Raw genomic sequence first — 19,678 nt, 5'->3', positions numbered from 1 at the left:
CGACGGTGGCGCGCCTCGAAATTCGGTGGGCACGCGGCGATCCGGGTGGTAGGAATCGGCGTTATGTCATCAGAAACGGGTTTGTTCGCCGGGACCGAACTTGTGTCGCGGATCGAGGCGGCCGAACGAACTCTCATCGAAGAGGGGGCGCGGGCCGCGGCCGCGCGCGAACCTCGCGAGCGGGTCGTCACGCTGCCGATCGGTGGTGGTAGCGCGGTGTGGGCGGGCCCGGGTTCGCCGTTGGACAAGGTGGTCGGTGTCGGTATGGACGGCGACCTCGACGAGCGCGATCTCGTCGCGGTGGAACAGGCATTCGCCGAACGGCGTTCGCCGGTGCAGTTCGAGGTCTCGACGGTGGCCGATCCGGCTGTCGTGACACAACTGACCCGGCGCGGGTATGTGCTGTCGGGGTTCGAGAACGTCCTCGGTCTTCGTCTGGTCCCCGGGCGGACCGCCCACGCTGTGGCCGGAATCGGCATCGAGGCGGTCCCGCCCGCGGATCTCGATACCTGGATGACGGTGGTGGTCGACGGCTTCGCGACCCCCGATACCCAGGGTGTCGCCTCCCACGAGGAATTTCCGCGCGAGGCCATCGAGAGCGCCGAACGCGATATGGCCGCGACCAGCGGTTTCCTCGCCTCGATCGCGAGGATCGACGGTTCGCCCGCCGGTGGCGCCGGACTACGTCTGAGCGACGGTATCGCGCAACTCTGCGGTGCGGCGACCCTGCCCCGATTCCGACGACGCGGCGTGCAGGGCGCGCTGCTCTCCGCACGCCTGGCCCTGGCGAGCGAGGCGGGCTGCGATCTCGCGGTCGTCACCACACAGCCCGGCTCCACCTCGCAGCACAACGCGCAGCGAACCGGTTTCCAACTGCTCTACGCCCGCGCGATCCTCGTCCGCCCCGTGCCCGACTGACCTCGACCGGGACGCCTCGAGGTCGTATCACCCCCGACCAGGTGATGCCCGGTGACCGCGATCGTCGGACGCTGGGACGGTTCCGGCCGAGAGCACCGTCATCCGGTTCCCGACCCGGGTCGCCTCGATCCTCGGTCGGTGGGCGTGTTCCGGTGCCGACGACCTTCCCGCGGTGCACGCTTTACAGGACGCCACGACGCTGACGCCACTCGACAGCGCGGCACAGCCGTCGGGACTGCCTTCCCCGGACCCGACGGTCGGTGCGAACCTGCGGTTCTTCGAGAAGCTCCGGGTGTGGTCGCAGGCGTTCCCGCCCGCATCGCGCGACCGCGAGTTGCAGGACTCGTTCGCGTCGATCGGTCTCGGCGACGTCGGCACGTCCCCCTACGTGTCACCCGACGCCGAGACCGCGTCCGCCCTGTACACGGGTCTCGCCGCCGGGAAGAAGGAACTGGATTCGGTTCTGCTGCACGGAGCGAGCCTGGAGTCGAACGGCTGGAAACTGACCTTCCACGCGTTCGACTACAACCTCGATTTCTTCGAGGTCGGAACCCTCGACGACCCGCGATTCAAGATCGCGGACCCGAACGTGCGGATCCTCGAAAGGGCGGGAGCGGCCAAAGGCGGACTCTGGGGCAATCACGCCTGGCTTCCCGCGCCCGCGGGCGATTTCCGGCCGGTACTGCGCATGTACGAGCCCGCGCCGTCGGTGCTCGATGGAACCTATGTGGTCCCGGCGATCATCAGGAGCTGACCGCGCACCGCGGCCCCACGTCGACCTCCGATTTCGATCCCGATGCTTGACTGGTTCCAGAAAGCGGACGAGACTTCGGGACGTGCCGACCGGCTCGGAGTTCCAGCAGTTGCTGCGAGGAGTTTCGTTACGCGTGACCCGTCCGCGGGTCGCGGTACTGAGCGCGGTGCACGACCACCCGCACGCGGACACGGATTCGATCATCCGTGCCGTTCGGTCCGAACTGCCCGAGGTGTCGCACCAGACGGTCTACGACTCGCTCAGCACCCTCTCCGCCGCCGGACTGGTCCGGCGGATCCAGCCGTCGGGATCGGTGGCCCGCTACGAGTCGCGGGTCGGCGACAATCACCACCACGTCGTCTGCCGAACGTGCGGGGTGATCGCCGATGTCGACTGCGCCCTCGGCGCGGCACCGTGTCTGACCGCTTCCGATGATCACGGTTTCGCGATCAATGAGGCCGAGGTCGTCTACTGGGGTCTGTGTCCGGACTGTGCGCAATCACAGATTTCTCGATCAACCCGGTGATCGCAGCCCCGATCACCCCCTCACGGAAGGAATGTTGTGGCATCAGATAGCCGCCCGACCGAGACTCGCGACGCGAGCGAGAGCGAGAACCCGGCGATCCCGTCCCCGACGTTGAAAACCGACCAGCGCCCGCACACCAACAGCGACTGGTGGCCGGAGCAAATCGATGTCTCGGTGCTGCACGCCCACTCGTCCAAGGCCAACCCGCTCGGCGCGGATTTCGACTACCCGACCGAATTCGCGAAACTCGACGTCGATGAGCTCAAGGCCGATGTCACGGCGGTTCTCACCGATTCGCAGGACTGGTGGCCCGCCGACTACGGCCACTACGGCGGGCTCTTCATCAGAATGAGCTGGCACGCGGCAGGCACCTATCGCATCGCCGACGGCCGTGGCGGCGGCGGACAGGGCGCCCAGCGTTTCGCGCCGCTGAACAGCTGGCCCGATAACGCCAATCTCGACAAGGCCCGCCGACTGCTGTGGCCGGTCAAGCAGAAGCACGGCAACGCGATCTCGTGGGCCGACCTGCTGGTGTTCGCGGGCAATGTGGCACTGGAATCGATGGGGTTCCAGACCTTCGGTTTCGGCTTCGGCCGTGCCGATATCTGGGAGCCGGAAGAAGTCTTCTGGGGGACGGAGGACACCTGGCTCGGCGACGAGCGCTACAGCGGCGACCGGGAACTGTCGGGGCCGCTCGGCGCCGTTCAGATGGGTCTGATCTACGTCAATCCCGAAGGGCCCAACGGCAGGCCGGATCCGGTGGCGGCGGCACGCGATATCCGCGAGACGTTCGGCCGCATGGCGATGAACGACGAGGAGACCGCGGCACTGATCGTCGGCGGTCACAGCTTCGGCAAGACCCACGGCGCGGGTGACGCCGACCTGGTCGGCGCGGAACCGGAGGCCGCCCCGATCGAACAGCAGGGCCTCGGCTGGAAGAGCGCGTTCGGCACCGGTAAGGGCAAGGACGCCATCACCAGCGGACTCGAGGTGGTCTGGACCGCGACGCCGACCAAGTGGGGCAACGGCTTCCTGCAGAACCTCTACGGCTACGAATGGGAGCTGACCGAGAGTCCGGCGGGCGCGGCGCAGTGGAAGCCGAAGGACGGCGCGGGCGCGGGCACCATTCCGGATCCGTTCGACGGTCCCGCGCGGACGCCGACGATGCTGACCACCGATCTCGCGTTGCGCGAGGACCCGATCTACCGCGAGATCACCCGCCGCTGGCTGGACCATCCCGAGGAACTGTCCGAGGCTTTCGCCAAGGCATGGTACAAACTGCTGCACCGCGATCTCGGGCCCGTCAGCCGCTACCTCGGACCGTGGATTCCCGAACCGCAACTGTGGCAGGATCCCGTCCCCGCCGTGGACCACGCGCTGATCGACGAGCGGGATATCGCGGCGCTGAAGGACAAGATCCTCGACTCCGGCCTCTCGGTGACCCAGTTGGTGAAGACCGCGTGGGCGTCGGCGGCGAGTTTCCGCAGCACCGACAAGCGCGGCGGAGCCAACGGCGCGCGGATTCGCCTCGAGCCGCAGCGCAACTGGGAGATCAACGAGCCGGATCGGCTGGCCGAGGTCCTGTCCGTGCTCGAGCGAATCCGGACGGAATTCAACGATTCGGCGTCCGGGGGCAAGAAGGTGTCACTCGCCGACGTGATCGTTCTCGCCGGGTCCGCCGCGGTCGAGAAGGCGGCGAAGGACGCCGGACACGACGTGACGGTGCCGTTCTCGCCCGGACGCACCGATGCCACCCAGGCCGACACCGATGTGGAGTCGTTCGCCGTGCTCGAACCGCGCGCCGACGGGTTCCGCAACTACGTGCGGGTGGGCGAGAAGGCTCCGCTCGAGCGTTTGCTGCTGGATCGGGCGTACATGCTCGATCTGACCGCCCCCGAGTTGACCGTGTTGATCGGTGGTCTGCGCGCCCTCGGGGCCAATTACGGTGGCACCACGCACGGTGTGTTCACCGACCGGACCGGCGTGTTGAGCAACGACTTCTTCGTGAATCTGCTCGATCAGAGCACGCGCTGGAAGGCGTCGGAGTCCGCGGAGAACGTGTACGAGGGTTTCGACGGCTCCTCCGACAAGGTCAAGTGGACGGCTACGGCCAACGACCTGGTCTTCGGATCGCATTCGGTACTGCGCGCGGTGGCCGAGGTGTACGCCCAGCGCGACGGCGCGGCGAAATTCGTGAACGATTTCGTCGCCGCCTGGGTCAAGGTGGTCGACAACGATCGGTTCGATCTCGCCTGATCGGTGTGACGACTCCGGGCCCGTCCCCCGTGGGGGGCGGGCCCGGATCGTTCGCGCCGGGGCGCGGCGTCCAACTTCAGGATCCGTGGAAGAGCCGTTCACACGGCAGGCGCGGCAGCAGGCGCACGTCCCCATCGGACGGGAACCATCCTTCAGCGGTCATGGCATGCCTTCTCTTCGGACCCGAGACACAACTTTCGCGTCGGCTATCCACCGCCGTGAGCACATCGCGCGGGAGTGCCGGTGTTGCTCCCACCACGTTCGACGCGACACTCCCGACCCTGTCGCTCGGCGCTACCGAACGCCCCTCATATGTTAACGCATATTCTGATCGATACAATACATCTACCAAGGCTCATCGCCATTTATGTGACCGACTGATTAACAAATATTTTGCACTGTGCCGCCCGGCGCCCAGGCGACCTCCACCCGCGAATCGGGTAACTGCCGCGAATCGGATCGATTCGAGAGTCCGGGCGGGGTGCGGCAGGATGGGTTCACCATGAACGACAAGGACGATTCCGCCCCGGGCGGCAGGTGGCGGCATATCGCGCGGCTCGCCGCGTGCGTGATCTTCCTGCTCGGAATGTTCTATCTCGTCGCCGTCGCCCGGGTGATCGATATCGATGGCGTGCGGTCCATGGTCGCGGCGACGGGGCCCGCGGCGCCGTTCGTCTACGTACCGGTATCCGCCGTCCTCGGCGCGATCCTGATTCCGGGCCCCATTCTGGCCGCCGGGAGCGGCCTGCTGTTCGGTCCGCTGGTCGGCACATTCGTGACACTGGGCGCGACCGTGGGCACGGCGACTATCTCCAGTTTCCTCGGGCAGCGCGCGGGCCGCGACAGTGCCCGCGCGCTACTGGGCGCCGCGCGTTCCGATCGCGTCGACGCGCAGGTCGAGCGTCACGGCCTGTGGGCCGTCGTCGGGCAGCGTTTCGTCCCCGGCATCCCGGACGCGATGGCCTCCTATGTGTTCGGCGCGTTCGGGATTCCGTTGTGGCAGATGGCGGTGGGCTCGTTCATCGGGTCGGCGCCGCGCGCCTTCGTCTACACCGCGCTCGGCGCATCGATCGGCGACCTGTCCACACCGCTGGCCTACACCGCGATCGCCGTGTGGTGCGCCACCGCGATCATCGGCACCTTCGCCGCACACCGTGGGATCGAGCACTGGCGTCGCCGCGAGGGACACCGGGAATCCGACATCGAGTCGACGCCGGAAGAGACGTCCCGTCCGCTGGTGTGCAGCGAGGGAACCGAGTAGCCGAGGGGAACCACCATGGAAGCCGATCTCGATTCCGATGGCACAGTGGCGACGCAGGACGACCGTCGGACATCTCCACCCACGCCGACGACGCGGCACAGATCCTGCGAACCCTCTCCGATACGCCCGCCGCCGTCTTCGGCTCCAGCATCGGCGCGGTCATCGCCCTGGAACTGCTCACCAGGCACCCGGATCTGGTGCGGCTCGCCGTGGTGCACGAACCTCCCGCCGCGGCACTGCTCTCCGAGCCCGAACGTTCCGAACTCGCGACGGCGCAGTACGAGATCGAACAGGCGCACGCCGCGGACGGTGTGCCCGCCGCCATGGCGCTGTTCGCGCGGCTGGCCGGTCTCGCGGTGGTCGATCGCGAACCCGAGGTCGACCTGCCCGGCCCCAGCCCCTACCGGGCGGCGAATCTCGAGTACTTCCTGACCCACGACGCTCCGGCCCTGCGCATGTATCGTCCCGACACGGCTGCTTTGCGCGCCCGTTCCTCGTCGATCATCCCCGCGGCCGGTGCGACGACGACCGGCGTGATCGCGCTGACCGCACCCGCGCTCGCCGGTCTGTTGGAGGTGAGCATCGCGCGGTTCCCCGGAGGACATACCGGTCCGCGCATGTCCCCCCGCGCGTACGCGGAAGGACTACGCGAACTGTTCCAGGCCTGAACGAATTCGTCGGCGACGCTTCACGACAACGAAGACCCCTGTCCCGCGACGCCTGTCACGTCGTCGCCTTCAACATCTGCTCCGAATCCGCCGGTCGCAAACCATCCGCGCGGTCCGCGAAGTAGCGGCGGGTCTGGTCGTCGGCCGAAATGATCTCAGCGGTGGCGAAACCCGACTCCCCCGCCAGACGCAACATCTCGTCCGGGCCGAAGAAGCTCAGGAACGGGGTCCCCGACGCGCGGGCATTGCGCTCGATGACCTGTCGTATCGCCTGCTCGTCCGGCCCGACCAGTTCGAGCGGTTGCAGGTAGGTCATGTTCACGGTCGATCCGGTGGCGAGTCTCGAAAGCTCGTTCAGGGTAGCGATATTCGCCTCGCGGGTCAGATACATGGCGACCCCGGTGGAGCTCACCACCGCGGGGCGACCCGGATCGAATCCGGCGGCGATCGACCGGTCCCACCACGAGTCGGTCTCGAAATCGACCGGCACCAGCCGCAACCATTCCGGCACGCCGAATCCGAGGTCGGTGAGACGTCGACGTTTCCACGCCTGTGGCTGCGGCCGGTCGATCTCGAAGATCGTCAGCCTGGTCGCGAGATCGGGCCTGCGCTGGGCGAAGGTGTCCAGACCGGCACCGAGCAGAATGTATTGGTCGACGCCGTGTTCGACCTGTTCGGTGAGCAGATCCTCCACGAAACGCGCGCGGGCGACGATTCCCGCGCGGGACGAACTCGTCGCCTTCGGGTCCATATCGGGACGATTTCGCCAGTCGTCGTCGACGTCGGCGAGCCGCAGTCCGATCTCGTCGGAGATCACGTGCGGCTCGGAATCCTCCACCACGTGCAGTGCCCGCCACAGCGCGACTCGGACCGCGGTGCTGTCCGGCTCGGCGGTCGCCATCGTCACCGCTTCCCCGGGGCTTGCAGGGCCCAGAGGCGGCCGTCCGGATCACGGACGGTCATTTCCCTTGTGCCGTAGTGAGTTTCCTCGAAGCCGGTGACCACGTCGACGTCACCGTCGAGGTGGACCTGCTCGGGATCGGTCACTTTCAGCATCAGTTGGGTCCGGGGTTGCTCGGTCCGGGGGATCTCGGCGACGAAGACGTACGGTCGCCCTTCACCGTTGCGGAACTGGCCGGAGTTGTGGCCGGTGTCGAATTCCATCTCGAAGCCGAGCGCTCGGAGAAATCCGGCCGTACGGCCCCAATTATGCGTTTCGAGGAATACCGCCTCGATGCCTTCGGTGGTCATGTCATTCCCTTCCCGGAGTCTGCTGATCGGTGTCGTCGAGGTAGGCACGCAATGCCTGCGCGACCAGTGCCGACAGGGATGAACCTGTCTCGATCGCGCGGAACTTGACCTCTTTGATCAGTCCGATCGGCAGGTACACGTTGAACTGCTTCACATCCTCGTCGCCCACCCACCGATGCTAGCATCCTAGCAAGCTAGTGAGTAGGGCGTTCCCGAACCGGTTCGAGCGCCGACCGGATGTGCGAGGGTGGAGGGCATGACGGTAGAACGGTTCGAGGTCCAGCGGCAGATCGCCGCGTCACCCGCGGAGATCTTCACGCTGCTGTGCTCCCCCGAGGGGCACGTCACGATCGACAGTTCCGGCATGCTGCAATCGGCGGAGGGGAAGCCGGTCAACGGTGTCGGCGAGGAGTTCGTCGTGCACATGGATCGTGAGTCGCTCAACGACTTCCCGATGGGCAAATACGACGTGACGGTCATCATCACCGAATTCGAGCAGGACGCGCATCTGGAATGGACGATCTCCGGCGCGATCCAGCCGCCGATCGAACACCTCTACGGCTACCGGCTCGAGCCCAGCGAGATCGGCACACTGGTCACCTCGTACTACGACTGGAGCAAGATCGCGCCGCGCTACCGGGAAGCGGGCATCTTCCCGATCATTCCGGAATCGGCACTACGCGCGACGCTGGGCATCCTCGCCCGCACAGTCCAGAAATAGGCACTCGGATATCGGAGACTTCGCCCGCGCGACAGGGGATCACCCACCGTCGCGCGGGCGACTGATGTCCATGACGGTCCGGACGGTTCGGTGAACGAGATCACCGCGACGCTGACGCGTCTGCTGCCCATCGCCGCGCTGGTGGTCTCGGGATGGTGGCTGGCACGGCGGAAGATCATCGCGAGCGAGATCTCGAAACCGCTGTGCGACTTGGCGTTCCTGCTGTTGATTCCTGCGTATCTGTTTCCGAAACTCTACGGCAGCGATCTCGGGCAGCTGTTCGACCTCACGGCGATCGGCGCGTACGCCGCCGTGGCGATCACCGGCATGGTGATCGTCGCGGCGCTCTGCCTGCGCCGGACCGAACTCGGCCCCGCCGACACCGCGCTGCGGATGATGGCCGCCTGCCAGGTCAATACCGCCTACTTCGCCATCCCGGTGTTCGCGCAGCTATTCGGTGACGCCACACCGATTTTCCCGATCCTGATCCTGCAGGTGTGCCTGCTGACCGTCGTCGTGCTGACGATTCTCGAATTCGCCCGAACCGACCACGAGACCCATCGGCGTCCGGCGGTGACCGTCACGCGATCCGTCGGTGCGGCGTTGGCCACGCCCGTGGTCGTCGCGTGCGTCGCCGCGATCGTCGCCAATCTCGCCTCGTGGCCGGTGCCCGAATCGGTCCTGTCGGGTCTGTCCTTCGCCGGAGACGCGGCGTCACCGGTCGCGTTGATCGCGCTCGGCCTGCATCTGGGCGGTTCCACGCTGCGCCTGCGGGGCGCGACCCCGGACGAGAACGCCGTCATCGTGTTCAAATGCGCGATTCTGCCGTTGATAGTCTACGGAGTCACCGAATATGTTGTCCACGTCGATGATCCGTGGCCCGCGTACCTCACGGTGCTCGCGGCCATGCCGACACCGCAGAACGTCTTCGTGCTCGCCGGACGATACAACGTGGGCCTCGATTTCGCCGGATCGGTGGTGGTCAAGACCACGGTCGTGGCTTTGGCGCTGCTCCCGGTCTGGACGTTGCTCGTGACGTAGGCCGGTCGTATCGGGGCCGTACCCGATGCCACGTTCCCCTCGAATGACTGCCCGGACTCGCTCGGCGGCACCCGGGTGGTCTGCCCCGCCGATTGCGCCGAACCGTTCGCTCGCCTGGGTTCTCGGGGGAGATTCAGCCGAGGGACGTCAGGACGAAACGTTTTCCCGGGTCGACCATCTTGCGCACCGTCGATCCCTTGGCGTACTCGCCGAGCGCCGTCATATTCCAGCCCTGTGCGCCACGAGTCAGCATGCACATGAACGCACCGGTCATCCGCTCCCCCTCGGACAATTCGAAACGCACCAGTTCCGCGCCGGAATTGTCGTCCACCAAGCGGCAATGGGCGCGGCCGACCTGGTCGAAGGTATGTCCCGCGAACGAGTTGACGGTGAACACCAGGGCGTAGACCTCGGGGCCCAACGCGGTCAGATCGACCGAGATCACCTCGTCGTCACCCTCGCCACGGCCGGTCAGGTTATCGCCGGAATGCCGGATGACGCCGTTGAACGCCTCCTGCCTCATGAACCAGACATTGACCAGCTTCTTGGCCCGGTTGTCGTAGGCGATGACCGAGGCGTCCAGATCGATATTGCGTCCACTGACAGCGGGGTCCCATCCCAACCCCATCCGCACGCGACTCAGCGGCGGCGCACCCTGCTTGGTGAGCGAGACGGTCTCGTTCTTACGCAACGAGACTCGGCCCTTGTCCAGGCTGACCGTCGGCTGACCGAATCGCGGCGCGGTCTCGGGTGATATCCCATCGAACGGCGGGGCTGCGGGCGGTGCACCGAACGCGGGCGGGTGTTGGGGATAGGCGTGACCCGGCGGTTGTCCGGATTGCGACGCCGGATACGGCTGCGCGCCGTACGGCTGAGGCGCGGCGTCCGCATGGGGCGGTTGCGCGGGATACCGCGGCGGCTGCGACGCGGTATACGGCTGCGGCGGCGCGGCGTACGGCTGTTGGCCGGGGAACGGCTGCTGGGGCGGCGCGGCGAAAGGCTGCTCGGGCTGGGGCGTGCCGTACGGCTCGGGCGCAGGGTACGGCTGCGGCGCGGCGCCGACCGGCGCAACGAGCGGCCGGGATCGATCCTGCGCCTGCTGAGCCGGCGGAGCGAACGCCGACGCCTGCCCGGTGGTCACCGCCTGCGGTTCGTCGTCATCGACACTGATACCGAAATCGGTGGCGATACCGGCCAGCCCGTTCGCGTACCCCTGACCGACCGCGCGCACCTTCCACGCGCCCTGACGCCGGTAGATCTCGCAGGTGATCAGCGCGGTCTCGCGGCCCAGATCGGTCGGCGCGAACGTCGCAAGCACCGTCCCGGTCGCCGTATCGGTGACCGTCACCCGCAGCGGGCCCGCCTGACCCCAGTCGGCCGGTCCGGAACCGTCGAGACTCGCGGTCACCACGATCTTGTCGATATCGCCGGGAACCGAGCCCGGCACGACGCGGACGGCGTCGGGCGGCCGCACGGTGACCCCGGGCGCGGTCGGCTGGTTGTAGAAGACGAAGTCGGCGTCCGAGCGCACCTTGCCCGCGGGCGTGAGCAACAGCGCCGCGACATCGACCGGTACCGCCGCGACCACGGCGACCAGGACCTCCGAGGCGGTGATCGGCGCGTTCGCGCCCTTGACCAGCTCCATGACTCCCCTTCCCTCGACACCGTCCACCTTAGGGGTGGCACGCGTCCCGTGATCGCCCGTCGGCATCGCCACAGCGAACATGATGCGCGACCGCGGGCCCACGCGGTGCGGAACGACTCGGAGATCGCATCCTGACAATCCTTGACGGTATTGCACAGCGCGCGGGCGACAGGAGGTAGCGTCGAGTCGCCATACACGCCGGGACCGGCCGGCGAGAAAGAGGATTGAAAATGGTCAAATTCGATCTGGAGCAGGCAGCCTCGGCGATCGCCATCCAGCAGCTCGTTCACGAATGGGCCCATGAGCTCGACGTGAACAACGGGCTCGTCGGGATGGGTGAACTGTTGGTCGAGGATGTCCGCTACAACGTCGGCGGCACAGTTCGACAGAACCGCGACGAGGTGCTGCAGTTCTACAAGGACCGTCACGCCCGGCTCGAGGCCACCGAGGAAGGTGTGCCGTTCCATCGCCACACCCTGCACAACCTGCGGGTCGACTTCGGCGGTGCGGACTCGGCCACGATCGATTTCGGTCTCGCGTACTTCACCACCGCGGGCGTCGCCGCCAAGCAGGAGCAGACCGATACGGCGCTCGTCGCCGACGTGCACATGGAAGCCCGCCGCGACGAAGCGGGTGAATGGCGTATCTCGCTGTTCGACAGCGCCCCCACCTTCCGGCGCGTGTAGATACCCGAATATCTTCGGGTCTCATCGCTCATGATCCTCGACCGAGTAATCCGGTCGAGGATCATCGCGACTCAGCGGATGGTTCCCTTTCCCGGGATCAACGGCAGATCCAGCGCGGTCACCCAGCCAGGCGGCAGATCGTCGACGGCGGGTACCGCGTTGAGGGCGCGCATTCCGGTGGCGAGGCAGCCCGCGACGGCGGGGGTGCGGCCGGAGCCGTCGGTGAATCGGAACGAGGTCTCCTGGGAGATCGACGGGGAGCCGGTATTTCCCGACGTCGGTTCCGAGCAGGTCGCCCCCGATCTGACCTCCGAGATCAGCAAGGTGATCCGGGGGACCATCCAACTGTTCGGCTCGGCCGAGACCCGCGCCGCCATGCCCGGCCTGATGGCCGAGATGCGCGAGGACGCGGGCCTGTACCAGAAACTCTCGGCCCGGCTCGATACCCCGACCCGAGACGAACTGGCCGAGCATCTCTCCGAGAATCGGACAGCGGGCAGACCGGGCCTCGATCCCGACACGGTGCTCGACACCATCGCAGGCGCGGCGCTGTTCGCGCTGTGCGTGCGCGGCATCGATGATCTCGACGGATTCTCGACGTCGCTGGAAGATCTCCTGCTCCACGGCATTCTCGGGATGCGCGCGCGGGCCGAGGATGCCCGGGTCGAGCCCTCCTGATCGGTCTCAGCGGGGTATCGCGGGGGCCAGTCGCGGCACCGGAGGGAGGGGTGAGGCGTCCGGTGCGGCGCGCAGGGCCTGGATCGCGAGCGCCGCGAAACGTCGGGAGGCCGCCACGCGCTCCGGCGGTGCCTCCGCGTCGATGCCCGCGTTGGCCATGAGAACGAGGATCAGGTCGTCGATGACGAAATCCGGACGGAGTCGGCCGGTCGCCTTGGCGCGGCGGGCCGCCTCGGCGACCGCGGCCAGCGCGGCTCTGCGATCCGCGCCGAAGTCGATGGCGTCGGGGTACGCGGACATGAAGGCGGCGGTGAAACCTCCGTTGCGCGCGTGCAGCACGCACAACTCCTCGATCACGAAACAGAAGCCGCGCCACGCGTCCGGGTCTGCGAGTCCCTCGTGGACGATCGCGCGGCAGGTCCGCATCTGGTCCCGGAAAGCCGCCGTGATCAGCGATTCCTTCGTCGGGAAGTGGCGGTACAGGGTCGCGGGGCCGACTCCGGCGCGGCGGGCGACCTCGCGCATGGGCGCGCTCAGCCCGTCGGCGGCGAACACCTCGCGGGCCGCGTCGAGGATGCGTTCACGGTTGACCAGGGCGTCACTGCGGGGGGTGTGAGTCAAATGGTCGGTCATCACTCTCACTTCCGGTAAACGGACGGAAGCGTCCGTTAGCGTCGGTCGACGGTACCGAAACAAGGGAGACGACGGTGCAGGCAGTTGCGATCCGAACATTCGGCGATCCCACCGGGCTCGAGGTCGTGGACCTCCCCGACCCGAGCTCCGAGCGGGGTCAGGCGCTGATCGTCACCGAGGCGATCGGCGTCGGCGGCGTCGACTCGGTGATCCGACGCGGCACCCTCCCCGAATACGGATTTCGGGAGGGACACATCCTCGGCGGCGAGGTGGCGGGCACGGTCGCCGCGGTCGGCACGGACGTCGACACCGCGTGGGTCGGTCAGCGGGTCTGGGGTTTCGCCGGACTCGGCGGCGGTTACGCCGAGCAGGTGGTCGTTCCAGCCGAATCGCTGGTGCCGCTGCCCGCGAACATGTCGGCCGTCGACGCGGTGACGGTCGGAAGTTCTTCGGTCGTGGCCCATTTCGGTCTGCGTCACGCGCGATTCGCCCCCGGCGAGTCGGTGCTGGTGCGCGGCGCGGCGGGCGGGATCGGCATCATGGCGGTCCAGTTCGCGGCGCGCGGTGGCGCGGGCGCGGTGGCAGTCACCACATCCTCGCCCGAACGCGGGGATCGACTGCGCGCGTTGGGCGCGACCGGTGTGCTCGACCGTTCCGGCGATGGCGCCGACGGGGCGGCCGAAGGCTACGACGTCATCATCGATGTCGTGTCGGGCGCCGATCTGCCCTCGTTCTTCGACCGGTTGCGCCCGAACGGCCGCATGATCGCCGTCGGGGTCGTCGCGGGCAACCCGCCCGCCGACTTCGGGATGCGGATGTTCGCGGCATTCCAGCGATCACTGTCCTTCGCGACGTTCAGCGCGAATACGGTGACCGATTCCGACCGCCGCGCCGTGACGGCCGAATCGCTGGCCGCCGCGAGTCGCGGCGACCTGGAATCCGTGGTTCACGAGGTATTACCGCTCGAACAGGCCGCGCTCGCGCACCGGAAGATGGATGCCGGTGAGGTGTTCGGCAGGCTCGTGCTGACGCCATCGGGCCTGGCATCGAAGTGAACGCACCGCTTCGTCTCTTCCAGCACATCGATTCCGTCACGCGCGATACGATCGCCGATCGCTTGCTCGGACATTCGACTACATTGACGACCGACCCACCTTCAGCAGTAAGAGGACCCACGGTGCGCGTATCGCTCGATGTGGTGCACAACGATCTCGACGACTTCCACAACGAGAAAGTCCCGAATCGCTTCCTGCGACTGCGCTCGGACAACAGCACCGTCCACCGAACGGGTTCCGGCACGGCGGGCACCTTCGCGCAGATCATCGAGGCGCTACCCGAATGCAGCCCGTGCTGGGTTCTGTGTCATTTCAGCTATTTCGACACCTCCGGCGATCCCTGTCTGGAACCGCTCATCCTGTCGTGGGCCCCACCCGCCCTCCGAGGCAGGACCGGCGCGCGCCTGGTGCTGGGCGCACAGCGAATCGGCGACTACTTCTCCCCCTCGTTGCCCCAGATCCTGCTGTATCGACGCATGTCGCACGAGGAGGTCGCCCACTTCCTGCGCTCACTGGCGCGGGTCTGACGGGAAGTGGGCCGTTCGGTCGGGAGCGTCGACTACCCCGGATCACATGTTCGGAGACCGCTGCAACGCCCCCGTGCCGACCGGCGCCGGGACGCTGTCGCGATTGGGCGTCATGACCTGCGGTGACCGCACCGGCGCGGCCTCGGCCAGATTTTCGGCCAAGGAGATCGGTGTGGGCACCGACGTCGCCGGAAGGTGGGCGTCGACATATTTCACCAGCTGGCGAATGGTGAACGGTTTGAGCAGGTAATCGTCGGCGCCCGCCGCCATCACCGCCGCGATCATCTCGGGATCACGGCTCGCCGACACGACGACGATGGGCGTCGGCGCGAGCGCCCGTATCGCCTTGCACACGGCAACGCCATCGATATCGGGAAGCACGAGATCGAGCAGCACCAGCCGTGGACGCGACCGCATGAATTCGGTGATGGCCCGTTCACCGGAGCCCGTCACACACGGCCGCAGACTCTGGCCCGCCAGCACGATGCCGATCATTTCCGCGATCGCCCGATCGTCCTCGACGACCAGTACCTCCGCGGGCACCGCCCAATAATCACGCAGGCACACAGGTCTGTGTTGCTTGCGAGCGGCGGAACGCCGCGACCCCGGTGGGTACTGACTCATGCGTAGGTCCTCCCAGACACCAGTCGAAACGCTCCGTCGGATCGCTCCGAACCGCGCTTCCCTCGACCGCGGCGCAGTGTGCAACCGCTATCGAATGAGATCTCGACGCTATGTGTGAACAAACCGGTTCGCAATACCGGTCGGTCTTTTTGTGGAGGTTGATACCGGTCGGTATCGGCCCGCTACCCTCTCGTTACCAATCCGACGCCCAATTCCGGGGTGCGTAACCAAAATGTTGCCAACTAGGTTTCAGTCTTGAATTGTTCCAGGTAAGCGCGATATCGAATGGTTCTCCAGACGATACTTCTCGCGTACCCCACATCAAGAAGCGACCGACATCGTGACGCGCGGCGATGCGCAACGGCTTTCTCCCGGTTGCGACGGCCACCGCAGATCACGGCCGCGCAGCGTTCGCGTCGACCTCCGCGACCGATCCGCGCGACTTCGCACCGATAGATGGCGGCCTTCTCGCGCCGTCGGGTGGCGTGACGTCGCCGCGACGTCATCTTCTAGAGTTACGTGCGCGACTGGCGTCACGTGGAGCTGACCACGAGGAAGCGCAAGACCGGAGTGTCGTCCGCCTGGGTGCTCCCGAATTCGACTTCGGGAAGTGGTGCACGACTATGGCTTTGCGGGACGGCATGAATCCGAATCAGCAGGCGCGCGTCATCGACGGCAGCGGCGATCACCTCAGGGTGTTGGCTGGTTCCGCGTCGATGATCAACTACCTGGATGCGCTCAATGCCTGGCAACTCGTTTCCGATGCGCGACGGGCGGCCGGTAGGGCGGCGGCTGCCTCGTTCAAACATGTTTCCCCTGCGGGCGCGGCGTTGGACGGTCCACTCGACGACACCATGCGCGAGAGCTGGGGGCTGGGCGCCGCGCGGCTGGGATCCCTTGCCGCAGCGTATGTCCGGGCACTTGACGCCGATCCCCGGTCGTCGTACGGGACATGGTCGCGGTATCCGAGGCACGAACCTGGTGGACACGCCGCCATCACAGCATCCGGAGCTTGCCCCTACCGGCGAACCTGCCGCGGCAGCAGCGACTGAACTGGCAGATCGCCCTCGCCGCAGGCACTCTCACCGCGACACAGCACGACGAACTCGCACACCTTCTGCTCGGGTCCGGCGTCGCGATCGAAGCCATCGAAGCCGCAACTCGGAGCCGACGACTCAGCGGCCTCACCATGGCTTCCGACGGCTACCTGCCGTTTCGCGACAGCGTCGACGTCGCGGCCGAACACGGAGTCGCGGTCATCGTCGAACCGGCGGGAGCACTCCACGGCGACACGATCGTCCGCGCATGCCGCGAACACGACATCGCACTCGTCCGCCCAAACCGCCGAATGTTCCATCACTGACCGGAGCCGACGACAGCCGGGTTCCACCACCGCCGAAGCCCCCGCCGCGATCGACCCGTTCAGAAAAGTGGCAACCACCGGACTCACACGCCTCGCCCGGCGTTCACGGCCCGGCATGATCGCGCCGATAGCGTCGGGTCCGTCGATGCACGACGAGATCCACGTCAGGGGTCGCGATGGGCCACCACGAGCCGTCCCGCAGAACCGTCCTCACCGCACTGGCCGCGGCCGCCGCACTCCCGGTCGTCGGACTCCCGCTAGCAGCACCGCCCGCGATGACGGCACGGGATCTGGAGTTGGTCACGGTCGGGGACCGATCGGCGGCGATCACATGGACGACCGGTGCGCCCGACCTGATCGGGCGCAGGCAACCCATCCGAGCCGATACCGAACTCGCCCTCGGGCCCGCCGACTCACGCAGGCCGCTGCCCGTCGTCTACTCCGACCCGACACCCACCGCGTTCCACTACGTCGACATCACCGGGCTCGAACCCGGCAGGCCATATCGACTCGAGGCCCGCTCGCGAGGTGTGCGGGCCACCCCGGGGGCGACACCTCGCTGGTCGTCCGACGAGCAGAAACACGAATTCCGCACCCTCACGTCTCCGCCGGGACGACTCCTGCGGACCATCGCGCTGGCCAACGACCTGCACTTCGGCGAGGAGGTGAGCGGTCAGATCGTCCCCGCGTTACCGACCGGGGTGCGGCAGGAGCCCGGCCTCGCCCCCTATCCGGAGGTGATGCTGGACGCGCTGCTGACCGATGTCCGCGCGCCGGACCGCGACGTCGACCACCTCGTGCTCGCGGGCGACCTGACCAATGACGGCACCCCCAACCAATCCCGCGAGCTCAGGCGCAGGCTCGATGATTGGGGCGAATTCGGCCGAGATCTGTTGGTGTGCCGAGGAAATCACGACCGGCCTCGAATCGGCGCCCAGTGGCAGACCGGCCCACGGCTGCGGGCAACCGGGCATCACGACTGCTGGGGCGCGCATTTCCTCCCTCGACAGCGAATGGTCGAATACGACGTGGGCGGGCTGCGAGTGATCGGGCTCGACACGACCGAACTCGACGGTTCCGGCGGGAAAGTGGACGCCGAGCAGATGGCCGCGCTGCGCTCGGTACTGAGCGCCGAACCGGACCGGCCGACAATGGTTTTCGGTCATCACCCGGTGACGCGAGCCTCGGGCAGGACCAATCCCGGTGGCCCCGGTTTCATCCTCGATCGGGACGACGCGGCCACCCTGCACCGACTCTACGAGCGCGCACCGGGGGTATTCCTGCACCACAGCGGACACACCCATCGCAACAGACGGACGCGCCCGGACTCCCCCGTCCCGGTGGAATTCCTGGAAGTGGCCTCGATCAAGGAATACCCCGCCGGTTACTCGCTGCTACGACTGTACGAGGGCGGCTACATGGTCACTTTCCAGACCACCCGAGCCGAAGCCGCCCGGCGCTGGACTGCCCGTTCCCGCACCCAACTGTTCGGGTTGCAGTCACGCTACAGCCTGGGTTCACTGTCCGACCGGAACCACGTGGTGCACCGGGACCTGTCCGGGATCGAGCCCGCCCGGGTCACGGTAAGCGGCAGCCCGCGACGGAGGTGATGGTCACCACCGAACCGGGATTCGAGAAAACCGACACCTCGGTCCGCTCCCATTCCGAACCTTCGGAACCGTTCCGCGGCGGGCTGCCGCGATCTGACTCGGGGAGGGCGGATCCGCCGGATATCCCAGCGGTGTCGCGCGGCCGCTCGCGGTTCACCCGACGAATACGGCGCCGATCCCCCGGACCGATACTTCACGAAATCTGAACGATTCCCGAAGTCCAAGTTTTTGTTCGGCCCGTCGGCGTTGGGCACACTGCACTGGGATCGCGGGTGCGATTCCAGACAGGGTCGAGCGGGGAGGGAGCGGCGTATGTGTTGTCATCGTCGGCTCCGCGACCGCTCGACGGGCACTCCTCGGACCATGTTCTGTCCGAGTTGCTGTCGTCGCTGAGTCCCTCCCCGTCGCGCCGCTGACGCGCGCTGCCGTTGAACGACAACTCTTTCCGCGCGATTCCCTGCGATCACGTCGTGGTGATGGAGCGGGGCCACATCCATCGCCTCCCACGAAGGAGCACTTCTATGACCTCCACGATCGATTCGGGATTCCAGACCTCCGACCTCCTCTCGACGCTCGGCGCGCGCGAATCGGCTCTGGGCGGTTTCGGTCCGGCGGCCACCGGACTCGCCGCCGACGCGATCCGCCTGCTCGGCGGGGTGCCCGCGACCGAGGCGCTGCCGGTGGCGCAACTCGGGCGCGCCTTCGCCGAGACGCTGGCGGATCCGGCCGAATCGGCGGTGGCGCTTCAGTATTCTGTGGTGCACGGGAAGGTGCCGTTGCGCGCGTGGGTCGCCGAGCACGAGGGCACCACCGCCGACCGCGTCCTGATCACCAACGGCGCGTTGCACGGGCTGAGCCTGTTGTTCGCCGCGCTGCTCGATCCCGGCGATATCGTCGCGGTGGAGAGCCCGTCCTTCCCGCTGGCCTTGCGTCTGCTCGGGCACTACGACGCGTGGGTTGTTCCCGTCCCGGTCTCGGCCGAGGGGCTGGATCTGGATTCGCTCGAGCAGCGACTGCTCGACGGCCTGCGCCTCAAACTGCTGTATCTGATCCCGGATTTCCAGAACCCCACCCGGACGACGTTGTCGGCGGCCGATCGTGCCCGCGCGGTCGGCCTCGCCGAGCAGTACGGATTCGTCGTCATCTCCGACAATCCCTACCGGGACCTGCGATTGTCCCGACAACCAAGGAAACCCCTCCCGAGCTCCGTGGAACCCGGCAGTCAGCCCGCTGCACGGGCTGCCTGCCGCACCCACGACCGGGAAACTACGATCGAAACACCAATCCGAAGCCGCTCAGGCCAGCACTTCACCCCCACGAAAGATTGAGACTAACCTCGAGTTTCGCACCGGGCGGAGAGCCGAACCCGCAGACAGATCGAGTCGACGTCCACCGAGTTCGATGCCCGCGCGCCCGATCGCGACCGCAGGACCCACAATGCGGATTCGCGGCCGCGTGTTC

Annotated in this window: 20 protein-coding genes, 3 pseudogenes and 1 riboswitch; of the genes and pseudogenes, 16 read left to right on the top strand and 7 right to left on the bottom strand. The window is 67.1% G+C overall.

The genetic code is table 11. From position 1 onward, the window contains the following. The first annotated feature begins 63 nt into the window (after window positions 1–63). From OG225_RS13415 to OG225_RS13390, 6 genes and pseudogenes are all read left to right on the top strand, one after another. Complete coding sequence (locus OG225_RS13415) at window positions 64–918, top strand: GNAT family N-acetyltransferase (RefSeq protein WP_405181962.1); 855 nt, start codon at window positions 64–66, stop codon at window positions 916–918. Window positions 919–1,000: 82 nt separating this feature from the next. Next, a pseudogene (locus OG225_RS13410) lies at window positions 1,001–1,672 on the top strand (DUF1254 domain-containing protein); the annotation flags it as partial. A gap of 82 nt (window positions 1,673–1,754) precedes the next feature. Then, a complete protein-coding gene (locus OG225_RS13405; RefSeq protein WP_405181961.1) occupies window positions 1,755–2,198 on the top strand; it encodes a Fur family transcriptional regulator in 444 nt (147 codons plus the stop codon). 36 nt (window positions 2,199–2,234) lie between these two features. Continuing rightward, window positions 2,235–4,454 (top strand): catalase/peroxidase HPI, encoded by a 2,220-nt coding sequence (gene katG / locus OG225_RS13400; RefSeq protein WP_405181960.1) that lies wholly within the window; start codon window positions 2,235–2,237, stop codon window positions 4,452–4,454. 502 nt (window positions 4,455–4,956) lie between these two features. After that, the gene (locus tag OG225_RS13395; protein ID WP_405181959.1) at window positions 4,957–5,715 is read left to right on the top strand and encodes a TVP38/TMEM64 family protein; all 759 of its coding nucleotides are present in this window, start codon (window positions 4,957–4,959) and stop codon (window positions 5,713–5,715) included. Further along, window positions 5,694–6,383, top strand: a complete 690-nt coding sequence (locus OG225_RS13390) for an alpha/beta fold hydrolase (RefSeq protein WP_405181958.1) — start codon at window positions 5,694–5,696, stop codon at window positions 6,381–6,383. The genes OG225_RS13395 and OG225_RS13390 overlap by 22 nt, the downstream gene beginning before the upstream one ends. A 55-nt stretch (window positions 6,384–6,438) precedes the next feature. Here OG225_RS13390 and OG225_RS13385 read toward each other — a convergent pair whose 3' ends face one another. From OG225_RS13385 to OG225_RS13375, 3 genes are read right to left on the bottom strand one after another with little or no spacing between them, the layout of a single operon-like run. Then, window positions 6,439–7,284 (bottom strand): class I SAM-dependent methyltransferase, encoded by an 846-nt coding sequence (locus tag OG225_RS13385; protein ID WP_405181957.1) that lies wholly within the window; start codon window positions 7,282–7,284, stop codon window positions 6,439–6,441. Between the two features lie 2 nt (window positions 7,285–7,286). Continuing rightward, window positions 7,287–7,634, bottom strand: coding sequence for a VOC family protein (locus tag OG225_RS13380; protein WP_405181956.1), 348 nt, complete (start codon window positions 7,632–7,634; stop codon window positions 7,287–7,289). A gap of 1 nt (window position 7,635) precedes the next feature. Further along, complete coding sequence (locus OG225_RS13375; protein ID WP_405181955.1) at window positions 7,636–7,803, bottom strand: CopG family transcriptional regulator; 168 nt, start codon at window positions 7,801–7,803, stop codon at window positions 7,636–7,638. A gap of 87 nt (window positions 7,804–7,890) precedes the next feature. Here OG225_RS13375 and OG225_RS13370 point away from each other — a divergent pair, with 87 nt between their 5' ends. Further along, a complete protein-coding gene (locus OG225_RS13370) occupies window positions 7,891–8,355 on the top strand; it encodes a polyketide cyclase (protein WP_405181954.1) in 465 nt (154 codons plus the stop codon). Window positions 8,356–8,445: 90 nt separating this feature from the next. Continuing rightward, window positions 8,446–9,396, top strand: coding sequence for an AEC family transporter (locus OG225_RS13365; RefSeq protein ID WP_405181953.1), 951 nt, complete (start codon window positions 8,446–8,448; stop codon window positions 9,394–9,396). A gap of 133 nt (window positions 9,397–9,529) precedes the next feature. On the opposite strand, the gene OG225_RS13360 is transcribed toward OG225_RS13365, so the two are convergent. Then, entirely contained in the window at window positions 9,530–11,041 is a 1,512-nt protein-coding gene (locus OG225_RS13360; protein WP_405181952.1) for a TerD family protein, read from the bottom strand. Between the two features lie 230 nt (window positions 11,042–11,271). Here OG225_RS13360 and OG225_RS13355 point away from each other — a divergent pair, with 230 nt between their 5' ends. Continuing rightward, window positions 11,272–11,727, top strand: a complete 456-nt coding sequence (locus tag OG225_RS13355) for a nuclear transport factor 2 family protein (protein WP_405181951.1) — start codon at window positions 11,272–11,274, stop codon at window positions 11,725–11,727. Window positions 11,728–11,798: 71 nt separating this feature from the next. Here the strand turns inward: OG225_RS13355 and OG225_RS13350 are convergent. After that, a pseudogene (locus OG225_RS13350) lies at window positions 11,799–11,990 on the bottom strand (dihydrodipicolinate reductase); the annotation flags it as partial. Here OG225_RS13350 and OG225_RS13345 point away from each other — a divergent pair. Then, window positions 11,905–12,405: a TetR-like C-terminal domain-containing protein gene (locus OG225_RS13345; RefSeq protein ID WP_405181950.1), complete on the top strand. Its 501-nt coding sequence runs from the start codon at window positions 11,905–11,907 to the stop codon at window positions 12,403–12,405. The pseudogene OG225_RS13350 and the gene OG225_RS13345 sit on opposite strands and share 86 nt — an antisense overlap. Before the next feature lie 6 nt (window positions 12,406–12,411). On the opposite strand, the gene OG225_RS13340 is transcribed toward OG225_RS13345, so the two are convergent. Beyond that, on the bottom strand, window positions 12,412–13,038 hold the full coding sequence (locus tag OG225_RS13340) for a TetR/AcrR family transcriptional regulator (protein ID WP_405181949.1): 627 nt from the start codon (window positions 13,036–13,038) through the stop codon (window positions 12,412–12,414). Window positions 13,039–13,112: 74 nt separating this feature from the next. On the opposite strand from OG225_RS13340, the gene OG225_RS13335 reads away from it, so the two are divergent. Both OG225_RS13335 and OG225_RS13330 read left to right on the top strand, forming a co-directional pair. Next, on the top strand, window positions 13,113–14,093 hold the full coding sequence (locus tag OG225_RS13335; protein ID WP_405181948.1) for a zinc-binding dehydrogenase: 981 nt from the start codon (window positions 13,113–13,115) through the stop codon (window positions 14,091–14,093). A gap of 122 nt (window positions 14,094–14,215) precedes the next feature. Next, window positions 14,216–14,620 (top strand): hypothetical protein, encoded by a 405-nt coding sequence (locus OG225_RS13330; protein WP_405181947.1) that lies wholly within the window; start codon window positions 14,216–14,218, stop codon window positions 14,618–14,620. Between the two features lie 42 nt (window positions 14,621–14,662). Here the strand turns inward: OG225_RS13330 and OG225_RS13325 are convergent, their stop codons facing one another. Next, on the bottom strand, window positions 14,663–15,163 hold the full coding sequence (locus OG225_RS13325; RefSeq protein ID WP_405181946.1) for a response regulator: 501 nt from the start codon (window positions 15,161–15,163) through the stop codon (window positions 14,663–14,665). Window positions 15,164–15,757: 594 nt separating this feature from the next. Further along, window positions 15,758–15,838: riboswitch (ZMP/ZTP riboswitch) on the top strand. Between OG225_RS13325 and OG225_RS13320 the strand changes: the two are divergent. The 4 genes and pseudogenes from OG225_RS13320 to OG225_RS13305 form a co-directional block, all read left to right on the top strand. Further along, window positions 15,820–16,296, top strand: a pseudogene (locus OG225_RS13320) (hypothetical protein); the annotation flags it as partial. Its footprint overlaps the riboswitch before it by 19 nt. Continuing rightward, complete coding sequence (locus OG225_RS13315) at window positions 16,257–16,607, top strand: hypothetical protein (RefSeq protein ID WP_405181945.1); 351 nt, start codon at window positions 16,257–16,259, stop codon at window positions 16,605–16,607. The pseudogene OG225_RS13320 and the gene OG225_RS13315, both read left to right, overlap by 40 nt. A 176-nt stretch (window positions 16,608–16,783) precedes the next feature. Continuing rightward, on the top strand, window positions 16,784–18,217 hold the full coding sequence (locus OG225_RS13310; protein ID WP_405181944.1) for a metallophosphoesterase family protein: 1,434 nt from the start codon (window positions 16,784–16,786) through the stop codon (window positions 18,215–18,217). Window positions 18,218–18,738: 521 nt separating this feature from the next. Further along, window positions 18,739–19,545 (top strand): aminotransferase class I/II-fold pyridoxal phosphate-dependent enzyme, encoded by an 807-nt coding sequence (locus OG225_RS13305; RefSeq protein WP_405181943.1) that lies wholly within the window; start codon window positions 18,739–18,741, stop codon window positions 19,543–19,545. Window positions 19,546–19,678 lie beyond the last annotated feature (133 nt).

The organism is Nocardia sp. NBC_01377, from assembly GCF_045040005.1.
In the GTDB taxonomy this organism is placed as follows: Bacteria; Actinomycetota; Actinomycetes; order Mycobacteriales; family Mycobacteriaceae; genus Nocardia; species Nocardia noduli.
Note: the sequence above shows the minus strand (reverse complement) of the source record. Positions and strands in the feature narration are given on the sequence as shown.